This is a genomic window from Kitasatospora sp. NPDC056446, assembly GCF_042796115.1.
In the GTDB taxonomy this organism is placed as follows: Bacteria; Actinomycetota; Actinomycetes; order Streptomycetales; family Streptomycetaceae; genus Kitasatospora.
Map to the genome: position 1 here is coordinate 20,513 of NZ_JBHTRF010000025.1, position 15,227 is coordinate 35,739.

Below are 15,227 nucleotides of genomic sequence, written 5' to 3' on the forward strand. Positions count from 1 at the left end.
CCATGATCGACGCCGGTCCGCAGCCGACTGGGCAAGATGTGACCGATCGGTTATCCGCTCAGCCGTCCGCCGCGACCGAGGCCAGGTAGGCCGCCGCCTTGGCCGGGTCGAGGAACCACCGCTCCACGTCCGCCGGGTCGTCGAAGTTGTTGGCGAACCGGTCGGCCACCGCCTGGATCCCGCCCGCCGCCACCAGCAGGTCGAGGACGTGCGGGGGCGGCGGGGCGAGCATCGCGTTCGTCCAGGCGGTGACCGGGCCCGCGACCGTCCAGAAGGCGTCGAAGGCCGCCTGCTGGAAGTCGCGGTCGAAGGGCTTCCCGCCGTGGGCGAGGATCGCCGCCAGGTAGCCGGCCGCGCACTTGGCCGCGTTGTTGGCGCCCTGACCGGTGATCGGGTCGTTGGTGACGACCACGTCCGCGACGCCCAGCACCGGGGTGCCGCCGGGCAGTTCGCCGATCGGGCGGCGCACCGCCGGGGTGAACCGCCCGGCCAGCGTGCCGCCGGCGTCGGTGAGTTCCACGCCGGACCGGGCCCGGTCGTACTCCCAAGGCGTGAACGTCCTCATCAACTCCAGCATCACCCGCAGGTGTTCGGCCGGGTCGCGGATCCCGTCGAAGGCGTCGGCCGGCCCGCCCGGCATGGCCTCCCAGAACAGGATGTCGCAGGGCCCCGACATGGTCAGCGCGGGCATCACGAACAGCTCGCCGACCTCGGGCACCACGTTGCAGCGCACCGCCTGGACGTCGTGCTCGGGCCGGGGCGCCAGCCCGTGCACGTAGGCGGCGGCCAGCGCCCGCTGCGGCCGCGTGTGCGGGGAGCGCTCGCCGTCCGGCTCGAACAGCGAGGCCAGTGTGCCCTTCCCGGAGGCGACCAGCACCAGGTCGTACGAGCCGGCCAGGTGCTGCAGGTCGGCGGCGGTCACCCGGCGCAGCTCCACCCGGCCGCCGCGCCCGGCGAACAGCTCCAGCCAGGCGGACATCTTCAACCGCTGGTCGACGGACTGCGCACCGGCGCGCAGCCGCCCGACCCAGTCGATCACCCGCGCCGAATCCGGCCCGGCCACCGACACCCCGACGCCCTCGATCCGGGGCGCCTCGTCGGCCCACAGGTCCAGGCCGAGGGCGCGTTCGGTGCGCAGCGCCGAGTCGAACATGCACTGGGTGGACAGCACCCGCCCGGCGCGCACCTCCTCCGCGCCGCGGTCCGTCAGCACCGTCACGTCGTAGCCGTGGGACTGGAGCCCCAGGGCCAGTTGGAGTCCGGCCTGGCCGGCACCGACGATCAGAATTCTGCGCATCGCCCCTGCTCTCCCTGGTGGTACGTCCGGCCGCGCACGGCCACGCACGGGCGCCGTTCCGACCGGGCGCCCGTCGCCTTGGATACCAGTCATCGGCGCGCGCGTCCACGGCCCCGGCGGGGAGCCCGGCCGCCCCGCCGGGCTCCCCGCCGGCTCACCCCGCGACCAGCCGCCGCCCGCTGATCTCCTCCGGCCGGATCCGCACCCAGCGCGGCCGGTCCCCGCCCGCCCAGGGCGCGGCGCCGGGCAGGCCGGCCAGGCGCCGGAGCTCGTCGGGGTCGTCCACGAAGTGGGCCGGGCCGAGGGCGAGCACGCTCCAGCCGCGCCCGAGGTACTCGTCGATGCGGTCGACCTGGAAGGAGACCGCGGCGCCCTCGGCCGGGAGGGCGGCATGGTGCTCGCCGGTGCGGTAGGCGAAGCAGGCCCGGTCGACCACGTAGTTGACGGGCAGCACCACCGGTCCCGGCTCGACCGGCAGGCCGATCCGGCCGATGCCGTGGGTGCCGACCAGCTCCCAGCACTCGGCCTCGGTGAGGTTCTGCAGCCGGGGGTGCGGCCCGGGGCCGCCCTGGCCGGGCGGCGTGTCGGGGCGGCCCGACAGCAGCTCGTCGCGGCCGGTGTCGAGGGCGGCGGCGATCCGGACGAAGCCCGCCGGGTCGAAGCCGGGCCCGGCTTCGAGCAGGTGCCGCAGATAGCGCGGGGCCATCGCCGCCCGGCGCGCCAGGTCCTCCTCGCCGAGGCACAGCCGCTCGCACCGTTCGGCGATCCGGCGGGCCACGGCGGCGGGGTCGGGGGTGTCGTGCACGGTGGTGACTCCTCGGCTTGCCGGGGGAGTTCGGGCCGCGTCCGGGTGTGGGCCGGGCCGGGTCCGTCCAGTTGACCAGGGCGGATCCATCCAAGCGCCCGGCCTGCGACAAGTCGAGCAACAGCACGGTCCGTGCGTGTCGGTACCAAGCGGACCGGGCCGCCCGCGCCCGGTCCCGCCCCGGCGTACGCCCCCCATGCCGCCCCGGAACCCGATCCTGATCCCCCACCACCCGGCCGCGATCATCACCCTGACGCGGAATCAGGTCCGGGTCGGCAACGGGGAGGTGTTCCGGGAGGATCCGTCCCGAACCGGGCCGTGCACGCGCCTGTCCCGCCCGGCACGGCGGGCGCATACTGGCGTGCGCGGCTCCACCGCGCGACAGGGCCGTTCCGGTCCCGGCCCGGCTGCGCCGCGACGGGGGAGGTCGGAATCGTGGCAGCAGTCGTGATCGTCGCCGTGGTGATCCTGCTCTGGCTGGTCACCGGCGTACGGGTGGTGCAGCAGTACGAGCGCGGCGTGGTGTTCCGGCTCGGACGGGTGCGCGGCCGGGTCCGCGAACCGGGCCTCACCCTGCTGGTGCCGGTCGCGGACCGGATGCGCAAGGTCAACGTCCAGGTCGTCACCATGCCGGTGCCCGCGCAGGAGGGCATCACCAAGGACAACGTCTCGGTCAGCGTCGACGCGGTGCTGTACTTCCGGGTGATCGACCCGGTCAAGGCCACCGTGGACGTGCAGAACTACGCCTTCGCCATGCTCCAGGTCGCCCAGACCTCGCTGCGCTCCATCATCGGCAAGAGCGAGCTGGACGACCTGCTCTCCGGCCGGGAGAACCTGCACCAGGGCCTGGAGGTGATGCTGGAGAGCCCGGCCACCGGCTGGGGCGTGCACATCGACCGGGTGGAGATCAAGGACGTCAGCCTGCCGGACTCGATGAAGCGCTCGATGGCCCGCCAGGCCGAGGCCGACCGTGAGCGCCGGGCCCGTATCATCACCGCCGACGGAGAGTTCCAGGCCGCCGCCAAGCTCGCCGAGGCGGCCGTCACGATGTCCGAGAACCCGGCGGCGATGCAGCTGCGGCTGCTGCAGACGGTGGTCGAGGTCGCGGCGGAGAAGAACTCGACCCTGGTGCTGCCGTTCCCGGTGGAGCTGCTGCGCTTCTTCGAGGCCTCCACGGCCCGGCTCGCCGACGGCGAGACCGGCCCCGCCGGCGCGAGCGGCGCCGGCACCGGCGGCGGGACCGACGAGGGCTGAGCACACCCCCGCGGCCGGGCCGGCTAGCAGACCGGACCGGCCGCACCAAGGCCTCCAGGCATAGACCGTCTCTATGACCCCATAGACCGGAACCCACTACACCCCCGCTCCTCGGCCGGGTTGGCTGCAAGGGTCCAGACCACTTTGTCGCCGCGCCCGACCGGAGGACCGCTCGTCATGCCCCGCCCGATCAGAGTCGCGATCGTCGGAGCCGGCCCCGCCGGCATCTACGCCGCCGACGCCCTGCTGAAGTCCGACGCCGCCCAGTCCCCCGGCGTCTCGATCGACCTGTTCGAGCGGATGCCCGCCCCGTTCGGTCTGATCCGCTACGGCGTCGCGCCCGACCACCCCCGGATCAAGGGCATCGTGACGGCGCTGCACCAGGTGCTCGACAAGCCACAGGTCCGGCTCTTCGGCAACGTCGACTACCCGTCCGACCTCGCCCTGGACGACCTGCACCGGTTCTACGACGCCGTCGTCTTCGCCACCGGCGCGACCGCCGACCGCGCGCTGGACCTGCCCGGCATCGGGCTGGACGGCTCCTACGGCGCGGCCGACTTCGTCTCCTGGTACGACGGCCACCCCGACGTCGCCCGCACCTGGCCGCTGGAGGCCGAGAAGGTCGCGGTGCTCGGGGTCGGCAACGTCGCCCTGGACGTCGCCCGGATCCTCGCCAAGACCGCCGACGAGCTGCTGCCCACCGAGATCCCCCCGAACGTCCACGAGGGCCTGCGGCACAACCGCGCCCGCGAGGTGCACGTCTTCGGCCGGCGCGGCCCGGCCCAGGCCAAGTTCAGCCCGATGGAGCTGCGGGAGCTGGACCACTCCCCCACCATCGAGGTGATCGTCGACCCCGAGGACATCGAGTACGACGACGGGTCGATCGCCGAGCGCCGCGCGGTCAAGCACGTCGACCTGGTCGCGGCGACCCTGGAGAAGTGGGCCATCCGCGACGTCGGGGACCGCCCGCACCGGGTCTTCCTGCACTTCTTCGAGTCCCCGACGGAGGTCCTGGGCGCGGACGGCCGAGTGATCGGGCTGCGCACCGAGCGCACCGAACTGGACGGCACCGGCCAGGTGCGCGGCACCGGCCGTGTCACCGACTGGGACGTCCAGGCGGTCTACCGGGCCGTCGGCTACTACTCGGACGAGCTGCCCAAGCTGCCGTTCGACCCGGTCTCGGGCACCGTCCCGCACACGGCCGGCCGGGTCTCCGACGGCGACGGCTCGCACCGCACCGCCACGTACGTCACCGGCTGGATCAAGCGCGGCCCGGTCGGCCTGATCGGCCACACCAAGGGCGACGCCAACGAGACCGTGGCCTGCCTGCTGGACGACCACGCGGCCGGCCGCCTGCCCGGCGCGGCCGAGCCGGAGCCGGCGGCGGTCGAGGAGTACCTGCGCGGCCGGGGCGTCCGCTTCACCACCTGGGCGGGCTGGCAGCTGCTGGACGCCCACGAGCGCGCGCTCGGCGAGGCCGAGGACCGCGAGCGGGTCAAGGTCGTCGAGCGCGAGGAGATGCTCCGCCGCAGCGGGGCGTGAAAGCGGACCGCGTCAGCCGGAATCCCGGGAATTCGCCCGACCGGACGAAGGGCCTCACGAAGGGCCTCACGAAGGGCCGCACAACGGCCCGGACAACGGCCCGCGCAACGACTCCGGCGCGGGTCGGGAGCGGACCGGGAGCACCGAATTCCCGCCGAATTCCGCATTCGCCGACGGGAATTCCACGCACCGCCGACCGTCCGCCGTCGAGCCGCCCGGGCCGGGCCGCTCAGCGGCGGACGATCGGCAGCAGCACCTCGTCCACGATCTCCTCCGGGTCCAGCTGCACCACGTCCCCGCCGCACATCTTGATCCGGTAGAGCATCAGGGCCGGCACCACGTCGGTGACCAACGGCGTGACGGCGCCCGGGCGCACCTCGCCGCGCTCGGTGCCCCGGTCCAGCACCTCGGCGATCAGCGCGGTCGTCGGCTCGACCACCCGCTCGAAGACGATCTCCACGAAGGCGTGCGCCCGCTGGTGGTCGAGCTCGCTCATGATCGCCCGGACGGCGGCCCCCAGCTCGCTGAACATCGCGGCGCGCAGCCTGGCCACCACCTCCAGCAGGTCCCCGCGCAGGCTGCCGGTGTCGGGGGCCGACCCGCCGGGCGGCAGGCTGGCCCGCAGCGCGTCCATCACCAGCTCCTCCTTGGAGGACCACCGGCGGTAGAGCGCGGCCTTCCCGGTCTGCGCGGCGGCGGCCACCCCCTCCATGGTCAGCCGGGCGTAGCCGTCGGTGGTCAGCTGGTGGAGGACCGCCTCGTAGATGGCGCTCTCCAGGGCCTCGCCGCGCCGCCGCAGCGGGGTGCCCGTCACCGGTCCGCGCACGGCATCCGTTTCAGCGATCATCGCTGCGCACCTTCTTCAGTCACCCTTCGTCGGTCGTCCCGGGTGTCTTCCCGGTCCCATCGGCCTGTCGGTCCCCATCGGCCCCGGCGGCACCCGATTGCGCCCGTGCCCCGGTTCTCCGGCCCCCGATCGCCACAAAGGCCCCGGTCCGCGCGCAATTCACGCATGGTATTCCTCTTCCACGCGCCCACTGTCGATGTTAGTGAACGAACCCGTTCCCTCCTACTCACCGACCGGCGCCGCCACCGCCCACGGGCCGAGTTGCGAAGGGTGCTCCCCCGGATACTCTTCGAACAGGAGTTCCCTGGCGCGCCCGGGCCCGCCCCGCGCGCCGGACCCGGCCACCGCCCCAGCCCCCGTCACGCACGGTGGCCGACCCCGCCGGGCAGGACCGGTCCGGGACCGTGGCCCCATGCGGACGGGGCCCGGTCGGCGGTGGCATGGAGGGGGGAGCAGGCCGGAGCCGCCGGCCTGCGGAACCCACCGTGGAGGTCACCATGACCGACAGAACGGCCAGGACGGCACTGATGGCGGCCGGCGCCGCGGCGGTCTTCGCCGCCGTGAGCATCGCCGCCGCGGCCCGGGCCTGCAAGTGCCCGGTCGACAAGCACGGGAACGGCCGGACCCCGAAGCGGCTGCGCGCCGGCCTCGGCGGCGGGAACGGCGGTGGGCACGGCGGCCGTCCGCCCCGTCCGCCCCGCCCGGAGTGCCCCAACCCGCCGTGGTGCGACTGACCCCGCCCCTGATGCCCCCTGATGCCCCTTGATCCCCTGGGCCCGCTCCGGACGGTCCCGGCAGCGGGCCCCCGACCCGGTGCTCCCGCGCTCACCCGCCCACGGGCCGGCGCGGGAGCACCGCGTGCACCCGGGTCCCGCCGCCCAGGTCGTCCACGGTGCAGCTGCCGCCGACCTCCGCGGCCCGCTCGGACATCGACCGCAGCCCCACCCCCGGGTGCGCCGGGCCGCTGCGGCCCGGGCCCTGCCCGTCGTCCTCGACCACCAGCTCCAGCTTCCCGGCGTCCACCCGTACGGACACCGTGGCGCTGCTGGCCCTGGCGTGGCGCAGCACGTTGTTGAGCGCCTCGGCGGTGATCCGGTAGACGGCGACCTCCACGGCGGCCGGCAGGTCCGGCAGCGGGTCGGGCACCAGCCTGGCCGTGACGGCGAGGTCGTCGCCGCTGAAGGTCTCGGCGAGCCGGTTCAGCGCCCGGGACAGCCCGTAGTCGCCCAGCGCGGTCGGCCCGAGCCGGTCGGTGATCCGCCGCACCTCCCGGACGGCCGTGGCGAGGTCGTCCGAGACCCGGTCCAGCACGCCGGAGAACATCGCCGGGTCGTCCACCGCCGCCGCCCCCTGCAAGCGCAGCCGCAGCCCGGCCAGCATCGGGCCGAGGCCGTCGTGGATGTCGCGGCGCAGCTGGCGGCGCTCCTCCTCGCGGGCCGCGACGATCTGCTCGCGGCTGGCCCGCAGGTCCTCCATCAGCCGCAGCGAGGCGACGGCGGGCGCGGCCTGGTAGGCGAGCGAGCGCAGGATGTCGCGGTCGCTGTCGTCGAGGGTCCGCTGGCCGGCCCGCGGGGCGACGGTGAGCCGCCCGATGGTGGCGCCGCGGTGGACGAGGTCGAAGCCCTCACTGCTGCCGGAGCGGTCGCCGACGGCGGCCAGCGGGCGTTCGCCGCCCCGGGTGCGGACGGTCAACGCCACGCCGGACAGCCGGAGTTCCTCGCTGACCGTGGCGCACAGCACGGCCGGCACGTCCTGCGGGTCGACGGTCTGGCTGACCCGTCCGGCCAGGCTGCGCAGCACCTGGTACGGCTGCGCCCGGGAGCCGTAGTACCAGCGGTCGACCACCCCGGAGGCCCAGCGCACGCCCCGGGGCAGTCCGGCCGCGAGCACGAAGACGGCGGCGACCAGCAGCAGTGCCCCGGCACCGCGCCGCCCGGGCAGCAGCATGGTGGAGAGCACGCAGGCCACCAGCACGAACACCACGACCAGCCCGGCGGCGACCAGCAGGCCGACCAGCACCCGCCGGGCCGCCCGGTCGAGCCGCCAGGAGCCGTCGTGGACGACGACGGCGGCCAGGGTGAGCGTCCACAGCGCGGAGGCGACCGCGAAGGCGATGTACGAGGGCGTGCTCTGCTCGTCGAAGTAGTAGCCCAGTTCGGCGGCGCCCCACAGCAGGTAGACGCCGAGCGCGATCAGGACGTTGCGCCGGCGCGCCCGGGGCACGCCGCGGACACGGGCGAGCGGGACCAGGACCACCAGGACCGACAGCACCACGAACGCGATCAGCTGGGCGTCGTGCAGCCGGGCGTCGAAGTCCCGCAGCCGGTCGGCCAGGGCGCTGCCGGCGAAGGGGTTGGGCCGGCCGAACACCGTCGGCTGGTAGACGTAGTAGCAGGCCTGGGGCAGCACCCACAGGCCGACGGCGGCGATCACGAACCACCACCGGCGGCCGGGCAGCGCCCCGTCCGGCAGCCACAGCGGCAGGGTGTACCAGACGGTGCCGCTGACGGTGAAGCCCACCGAGGTCAGGACCACCACGGCCCCGACGGCCTGCGGGTTCGACACCTCCACCCAGACCGGCGTCTGGAGGGCGTACGGGATGATCATCGCGGCCCCGTACGCGAGCAGCGCCCAGCCGAGCCGGTTGCCCGGGCGGTGGGCGTGCAGCAGCACCCCGCCGGCGACGGCGGCGAGGCCGTAGCCGAGGACGGCCAGGTGGCGGGCTGGCTGGGAGATGCCGGGCGTGCCCAGGTGGCTCAGGACGTAGCCGATCCACAGGCCGCCGGCCACCAGGCAGACGACGGCGAGCAGCCCCGCCAGCGCCAGTTGCCGCTCGGCCCGGCCGGACCTGGGCCGCCACCGGACTCCCCGCGCGCTCTCCACGGCCATGAGCACCCATTCCTCTCCGCGACCCACCGGATGCAAGCAGTGTCCTGCACCCGGTGTCCCGGGCACATGAGGCAGCGGCCCCGGCGGGGCGGGGCCGTCCCCGGAAACGGCACGGTGGGGCCGCGTCAGCGCGGGTCCGCGGCCGGCGCCGCCTGGCGGTAGGTGAAGCGCGGCAGGAAGAACTGGGTGATCGGCCCGACCAGCAGCGCGTACAGGACGGTGCCGACGCCGACACCGCCGCCGAGCAGCCAGCCGGCGGCGAGGACGGTGACCTCCAGCCCGGTGCGGACGATCCGCAGCGAGCGGCCGGTCGTGGCGGCCAGGCCGGTCATCAGCCCGTCCCGGGGGCCGGGCCCGAACCGGGCGCCGACGTACACGGCGACGGAGAACCCGTTGAGCAGGATGCCCGCCAGCAGCAGGCCGCCGCGGGCCGGCAGTCCGAGGTCCGCGGGGATGACCGAGAGCCCGAGGTCGGAGGAGAAGGCGAGCACGACGACGTTCGCGATCGTGCCGAGCGTCGGCTTCTGCCGCAGCGGCCACCAGGCGAGCAGCACCAGCACGCCCACGACGGCGCTGATCGTGCCGAAGCTCAGCGAGGAGTGGTGCTGGAGGCCCTCGTACAGCACGCTCCAGGGGTTGACGCCGAGGGAGGCGCGGACCAGCACCGAGAGGCTGAAGCCGTACAGGGCGAGCCCGACGAGCAGCCGGGTGAGGCGGGGCAGCGGGTTTTCCGCGAGGGGCACATAGGTGAGCGGCGGCAGCGGGGCGGCCTTGACCGCCTGGCGGCGCTGTTGCGGTGTGGTGACGGGCATGCGGTGCTCCTCGGGTCCTCGGTGCGGCGTGCTGTGCGGCGTCCCGCGCGGTGCTCCGCGCGGTGTCCTGTGCACCTCACGAGGAGTCTTCAGAGTCCCGGCCGACAAGTGGATGGCCAATCGGAGGCAAGTGGTATGTTTCGCGTAGCCAATCCGAGGGACCGGACGCCATGACGCACGCGCTCAGCGCACGCCAGTTGGCCGCTCTGCTGCCGGGCCTGTCGACGGTCCGGCCCGTGTACCGCCACCTGTTCGAGGCGATCGGCTCGCTGATCCTCGACGGCCGGGTCGCCCTGCACGTCAGGCTCCCCGCCGAGCGGGCCCTGGCTGGCGCGCTCGGTCTCAGCCGGCCCACCGTCACCTCGGCCTACGCGCTGCTGCGCGAGAACGGGTACGCGCACAGCCGGCAGGGCGCCGGCACCTGGACCGCCCTGCCCAGGGAGGTCGTGCCGCACAAGGTCACCCGGGCGCTCCCCGCCCCCGAGGCCGACATCGACCTGGCCCGGGCCGCGCCCGGCCTGCCCCCGCACGTCCTGGACGACGCGCTCGCCCGGGTCGCCCCGCAACTGGCCGTCTACACCCGCACCTCCGGCTACCACCCGTACGGGCTGCCGGGGCTGCGGGCGGCGGTGGCCGAGCGGTTCACCCGGCGCGGCCTGCCGACCGTGCCCGACCAGGTCCTGATCACGTCCGGGGCCCAGCACGCGCTGACCCTGGTGATCGGCCTGCTCACCGCGCCGGGCGACCGGGTGCTGGTGGAGAACCCGTCCTACCCCAACGCCCTGGAGGCGATGCGCCGGGCCCGGCTGCGGCTGGTGCCCACGCCGGTGTCCGACGACGGCTGGGACCTGGAGGCCGTCGAGGCCACGCTGCGCCGGACGATACCGCGCCTGGCCTTCCTCACCCCGGACTTCCACAACCCCACGGGCCTGCTGATGCCCGAGGAGAGCCGGGCCCGGCTGGTGCGGGCGGCGCGGTCCTACGGGACCTGGCTGGTGATCGACGAGACCATGACCGACCTGGCGCTCGACTGCCCGGCGCCCGCCCCCTTCGCGGCCCGCGCGCTGCCGAACGGCACGGGCGGGGTCATCACCATCGGCTCGATGAGCAAGACCCACTGGGGCGGTCTGCGGATCGGCTGGCTGCGCGCGCCCTCCCAGCTCGTCACCGAGCTGGCCGGCCAGCGGATCGCCACCGACCTGGGCGGCTCCGTGCTGGACCAGCTGCTGGCCCACACCCTGCTGGACGGCGGCGAGGAGCTGCTCGGCCGGCAGCTGGAGGCGCTGCGCGGTCAGCGCGCCGCCCTGGCCGGGGCCCTGACGGAGCACCTGCCCCGGTGGACCTGGCAGCCGCCCCCCGGCGGGCTGTCGCTCTGGGTCGACCTCGGGGCGCCGGTCGCGACCGCCCTCGCCGAGCGGCTCCTGGACCACGGCGTGCGGATCGAGAGCGGGGCCTGCTTCGCCACCGACCCGGGCGTCTTCGAGAACCGCCTGCGCATCCCGTACACCATGCCGCCCGCCACGCTGCGGGAGGCGGTGCGGCGGATGGCCGCGACCCTCGCCGAGGGGCTCCGGGCCCCCTCGGCGACGCGCCGCCCGCACCTGGTGGTCTGACACCCGTGCCCGTCGGACCACCCCTCACCCCACCAGCTGCGCGGCGTGCTCCCGTTCGCGTTCGGTCTCGGTGGCCGTCGGCGCGATCCGGCCGGTGGCGCGGCGCAGCAGCGGCGGCGCCATCACCGAGGTGACCACCGCCACCAGGACGACGACGGTGTACGAGGCCGTGTTGAGCACGCCGAGGCCCAGGCCGACCGAGGCCAGGACGATCTCGACCACCCCGCGCGCGTTCAGCCCGGCGCCGATCGCCACCGCCTCGTCGTGGTTCAGCCGGCCCAGCCGGGCCCCCGCGTAGCCGCCGACCAGCTTGGCCCCGACCGCGACGGCCAGCGTGACCAGCGCGGCGACCAGCACCGAGGGGTCCTTGAGCGCGGACAGGTCGACCTGGAGTCCCGCCGTCGCCAGGAACAGCGGCGCGAGCACCGCCATGACGAACGGCCGCAGGGCGTCCAGGAAGCGCCGCGCCCCGGCGCCGAGCGAGCCGATCACGATGCCGCACAGGAAGGCGCCGAGGATCGGCTCCATCTTCAGGGCGTGGGTGCCGGCCGAGGCCAGCACGATCAGCACCAGGACGACCGCGGCCCCCAGGTCCCGCCCGTTCGAGGCCCGCTCGATCGGGCGCAGCAGCCGGCCGATCAGGGGCCGGGCCAGGAAGGCCGTCACGGCGAGCACGATCAGCAGGTAGCCGACGGACTCGGCCACCACGCTGAACCGGAAGCCCGCGGTGGCCATCGCCGAGACGACGGAGAGCAGCAGCCAGCCCAGGATGTCGCTGACCGCGGCGGCGCCGATGATGACCTGGCCGACGTTGCGGTGCAGCAGCCGCATGTCGATCAGGATCTTCGCGATCACCGGGAGGGCGCTGACCGCGACGGCCACGCCGATGAACAGGGCGAAGGTGGAGCGGTCGCCCGCCGTGCCCAGCATCGACGCGGGCAGCAGGAAGCCCAGTCCGATGCCGAGGGCCAGCGGCAGCAGCACGCTGCCGAGGCTGACCCAGGTGATGGCCACCCGCTTGCGGCTCAGCAGGCCCAGGTCGATGTGCGCGCCGGTGATGCCGACCAGGAGCAGGACGCCCAACTGGGAGATGGCGCCGAGCAGGTGCATCTGCTCGGGGTTGCGCGGCAGGAGCCAGTCGGACACGGCCGGGGCCGCGCCGCCCAGCACCGAGGGCCCGACCAGGATGCCGGCGAGCAGCTCGCCGACCACCGCGGGCAGGCCGAAGCGCAGGGCGAGCCGGCCGAGGCCGGTGGCCAGGGCGAGCAGCGCGCCGATCTGGACGAGCAGCACGAGGAGGTGGTCGTGGCTGATGCCGGGTACGGGCGCTGTGGCCAGCACCATGGGGTTGTCCTTCCATGCCGAGGGTCGGGGCGGCGGGCGCCGTCCCGTGGGGCCGGTGCGCGGTCGCGCTCCGGGGCGACGGGGGGTCGAGGAGGCCGGGCCGGGGAGGCCGGTCAGGTGTAGAGGCCCTCCTCCTCCAACGCCCGCAGGGCCCGGTAGTCGCGCTCGATGTCCCGCCGGTCCTCGGCCGCCAGGTACACGTACCCGGGGGAGTTGATCAGGTCGCTGGTCGCGGGGAGGTGCCGGCCGGCGACGACGCCGTGGGCGAGGTGGACCAGGGTGGGCAGCTCCCGCAGGCGGTCCGTCCAGTCCAGCGACCGGGCCAGCCCCGCGGCGGGGTTGATCAGGGCGACGTTGCGCAGCGCCCCGGACCAGGTGACGGAGGCGTCCCGGAAGTCCCGCAGGCGCTCGGGGGCGAGCAGGGTGTCGGCCAGCAGGCCGGTCTGCGAGACCCCGGAGTAGCGCTCGACGACGGCGGGCGCGGTCCCGCCGCCGAGGCGGGCGCCCGTCTCGATCAGCACCGGGCCGCGGGCGGTCGTCATCACCTCGGTGTGGGCGGCGCCGGAGACGATGCCCAGGGCGTCGAGGGCCGAGGCGACGAAGGCGAGCACGGGCGCCGCCTCGGCGGAGCCGACCGGTACCGGCTCCTCGTAGTCGTAGATCGGGTAGCCGACGCTGCCGGTGCGCTTGGTGTACCGCCACAGTTCGGCGAAGCGGTGCACCCCGTCGTGCGACACGCTGTTGGCGTAGTACTCGACGCCGTGCACCCGTTCCTGGACGAGGACCGCGGTGTTGGGCTGCCCGTAGAGGTTGTCGGCGCAGAGCACGGCCTTGCAGGCGTCGTGCACCTCGTCGGCCGTCCGGCAGAACCGCACGTTGTCGGTGCCGGCGCTGTTCGGCGGCTTGACCACGGCCTCGCGCAGACCGGTGGCGCGGTACCAGGCCGCGGCCGTCTCGGCGTCCTCGAAGGACCGTCCGTGCGGGACGTCCACCCCGGCGGCGGCCGCCGCGTCGGCCATCAGCTGCTTGTCGCGGCGGGCGGCGAGGGTCTCGAAGCGGTTGCCGGGCAGTCCCATCAGATGGGTGAGGGTGTCGGCGAGGATCACCCCCGACTCGGTGCCGGCCACGACCCGGTCGACGCCCGACCCGGCCAGCCGGCGGGCGAGTTCGGCCGGGTCGCCGCCGCCGTCCAGCAGTTCCGTGTAGTCGGCGGTGTCGAAGGCGCGGGTGAAGTACTCCGGCATCTGCGGGGAGGACTGCACGTGCACACAGCGGCTGCCGCGCTCGCGCAGGGCGGCGACGAGCAGTCGTCCGGTCGAGTAGCCGTCGATCACCGCGATCTTCATCAGTACGTCCTTCCGGGGCTTTGCGGTCGTCAGGCCTGGCCGGCGGCTTCGTCGGTCTCGTAGAAGGAGCACGCGACCCGGGCACCGCCGTTCATGCTCACCACGCCCACCTCGGGGTCGGTGCTCCCCCGCACCAGGCAGCCGTTGTAGCCGTCGCCGCCGGTGACCTGCGGGTCGGTCAGGAAGACGCCCCAGTTGAGGTACAGCTCCTGGGTGCCGTCGCCGTCGTCGGCGGGGAAGGTCTCGGGGGTGGGCCTGATGCGCTCCTGGAGCACGTAGGGGCCGTCGAGCGCGGCGGCGAGCTGGGTCCGCCACTCCTCGGGGCCGACGGTCCAGCCGGGCACGATGCCGCTGCCGCCGTGCAGCAGCGTGGGCTTGAGGATCAGGTCCTGCTGGTGCTCCTCGGCGTACGGCAGCAGGTCGAGCTCCCGGCCGGCGGCGTCGGTCGCGGTGGCCCGGACGTGCCGGGTCCAGGGCAGGAAGCGGTCGACGCAGGCCCGCTCCTCGGGGCTGAAGGCCTCGCGGTTGCGGTCGTCGGAGAGCATGGCGAGCGCGCCCTTGTTGCCGTACAGCTCGGCGTCGAGCCGGCTGAACATGCCGACCCGGCCCTCCTCGAAGGCGCGCAGCAGCGGCTCGATCGCCTCGGCGTCGGCGGGGGCGGCGATCTCCTCGACCAGGAAGAAGCGGTACACCACGTCGATCGCGCGGCCCGCGACCTCCAGGCGGTCGCCGTTCTCGCTGATCTGGCCCACGTGGCAGGGGACGGCGTCGACACCCTCGCGGTCGAACAGCGCGGCCATGACCTTCAGCCGGGGCTCGTAGGACGTGAAGCTCTCCGGCCAGTCGACCAGGGCGACGACGGGGCGGCGGCCCTGCGGCGCCATGTGGCGGGCGCACTCGGCGCGCAGCGTCCTGACGATGCCGCCGAAGGTGTCGGCGTAGGCGAGGTTCCGCTCGGCGACGAACTCGGACAGGGCCGGGTGGCGGAGCATCGCGCGGTTGATGCCGGCGTTCTCGAAGCCGCCGAGCGCGCTGGTGATGTTGAGCTCCAGCAGCTTGAAGCCGTCGGCGCCGCGGTAGAGGTCGGACCGGGCGAGCGGGACGAGCGGCGCGTCGGCGGTCGCGGCGCGGCGGACGATGTCGGTCTGGGTGTCGGTCATCCCGACGGCCCGGGCCATCGCCTCGACGTCGCCGCCGAAGAGTCGCCGGGGCAGTTCGGTGAGCAGGCGGTGGATCTCGTAGAGGTCGGCCGCGACCCGGGCCCGCTCCTCGGCGGACAGGAAGACGGGCGAGGCGAGGAACCGGCCCCGGTAGGCCACGGTGACCAGGTCGTCGGCCGCGACGTGCTCGGTCAGCTCGCCGGGCCCGGCCCCCCGCCGCTTCAGCACGTCGAGGTACTCGGCGCCGAGCCCGGACCGGGGAACGCTGGTGGGGGTGGGCAGTTGTGGCGTCATCGGGAGGTTCTCTTTCGGTCGGGG

12 protein-coding genes are annotated in these 15,227 nt (G+C 74.5%); 4 read left to right on the forward strand and 8 right to left on the reverse strand.

Features of this window, described 5'->3' with window-relative positions:
* Positions 1-58 precede the first annotated feature (58 nt).
* Complete coding sequence (locus ACFQ6N_RS17720) at positions 59-1,297, reverse strand: styrene monooxygenase/indole monooxygenase family protein (protein WP_380649967.1); 1,239 nt, start codon at positions 1,295-1,297, stop codon at positions 59-61.
* 154 nt (positions 1,298-1,451) lie between these two features.
* Positions 1,452-2,102 carry a pyridoxamine 5'-phosphate oxidase family protein gene (locus tag ACFQ6N_RS17725; protein ID WP_380649968.1) on the reverse strand — a complete coding sequence of 217 codons (651 nt, stop codon included), beginning with the start codon at positions 2,100-2,102 and terminating at the stop codon, positions 1,452-1,454.
* Between the two features lie 435 nt (positions 2,103-2,537).
* Between ACFQ6N_RS17725 and ACFQ6N_RS17730 the strand changes: the two genes are divergently transcribed.
* Together ACFQ6N_RS17730 and ACFQ6N_RS17735 are read left to right on the forward strand one after the other, a co-directional pair.
* Positions 2,538-3,356 carry a slipin family protein gene (locus ACFQ6N_RS17730; RefSeq protein ID WP_380649969.1) on the forward strand — a complete coding sequence of 273 codons (819 nt, stop codon included), beginning with the start codon at positions 2,538-2,540 and terminating at the stop codon, positions 3,354-3,356.
* 177 nt (positions 3,357-3,533) lie between these two features.
* Positions 3,534-4,898 carry an FAD-dependent oxidoreductase gene (locus ACFQ6N_RS17735; RefSeq protein WP_380649970.1) on the forward strand — a complete coding sequence of 455 codons (1,365 nt, stop codon included), beginning with the start codon at positions 3,534-3,536 and terminating at the stop codon, positions 4,896-4,898.
* Positions 4,899-5,127: 229 nt separating this feature from the next.
* Here ACFQ6N_RS17735 and ACFQ6N_RS17740 read toward each other — a convergent pair whose 3' ends face one another.
* Positions 5,128-5,745, reverse strand: coding sequence for a TetR-like C-terminal domain-containing protein (locus ACFQ6N_RS17740; RefSeq protein ID WP_380649971.1), 618 nt, complete (start codon positions 5,743-5,745; stop codon positions 5,128-5,130).
* 497 nt (positions 5,746-6,242) lie between these two features.
* Between ACFQ6N_RS17740 and ACFQ6N_RS17745 the strand changes: the two genes are divergently transcribed.
* Positions 6,243-6,479, forward strand: coding sequence for a hypothetical protein (locus ACFQ6N_RS17745; protein ID WP_380649972.1), 237 nt, complete (start codon positions 6,243-6,245; stop codon positions 6,477-6,479).
* Between the two features lie 91 nt (positions 6,480-6,570).
* Here ACFQ6N_RS17745 and ACFQ6N_RS17750 read toward each other — a convergent pair whose 3' ends face one another.
* Positions 6,571-8,634 carry a sensor histidine kinase gene (locus ACFQ6N_RS17750; protein ID WP_380649973.1) on the reverse strand — a complete coding sequence of 688 codons (2,064 nt, stop codon included), beginning with the start codon at positions 8,632-8,634 and terminating at the stop codon, positions 6,571-6,573.
* Between the two features lie 125 nt (positions 8,635-8,759).
* Entirely contained in the window at positions 8,760-9,446 is a 687-nt protein-coding gene (locus ACFQ6N_RS17755) for a YitT family protein (RefSeq protein WP_380649974.1), read from the reverse strand.
* A 170-nt stretch (positions 9,447-9,616) separates the two neighbouring features.
* Here ACFQ6N_RS17755 and ACFQ6N_RS17760 point away from each other — a divergent pair, with 170 nt between their 5' ends.
* Positions 9,617-11,059, forward strand: a complete 1,443-nt coding sequence (locus ACFQ6N_RS17760) for a PLP-dependent aminotransferase family protein (protein WP_380649976.1) — start codon at positions 9,617-9,619, stop codon at positions 11,057-11,059.
* A gap of 24 nt (positions 11,060-11,083) precedes the next feature.
* On the opposite strand, the gene ACFQ6N_RS17765 is transcribed toward ACFQ6N_RS17760, so the two are convergent.
* From ACFQ6N_RS17765 to ACFQ6N_RS17775, 3 genes are all read right to left on the reverse strand, one after another.
* Positions 11,084-12,403 (reverse strand): cation:proton antiporter, encoded by a 1,320-nt coding sequence (locus ACFQ6N_RS17765; RefSeq protein WP_380649977.1) that lies wholly within the window; start codon positions 12,401-12,403, stop codon positions 11,084-11,086.
* 113 nt (positions 12,404-12,516) lie between these two features.
* Positions 12,517-13,749, reverse strand: coding sequence for a hypothetical protein (locus ACFQ6N_RS17770; RefSeq protein ID WP_380649978.1), 1,233 nt, complete (start codon positions 13,747-13,749; stop codon positions 12,517-12,519).
* 29 nt (positions 13,750-13,778) lie between these two features.
* Positions 13,779-15,203, reverse strand: a complete 1,425-nt coding sequence (locus ACFQ6N_RS17775) for a hypothetical protein (protein ID WP_380649980.1) — start codon at positions 15,201-15,203, stop codon at positions 13,779-13,781.
* Positions 15,204-15,227 lie beyond the last annotated feature (24 nt).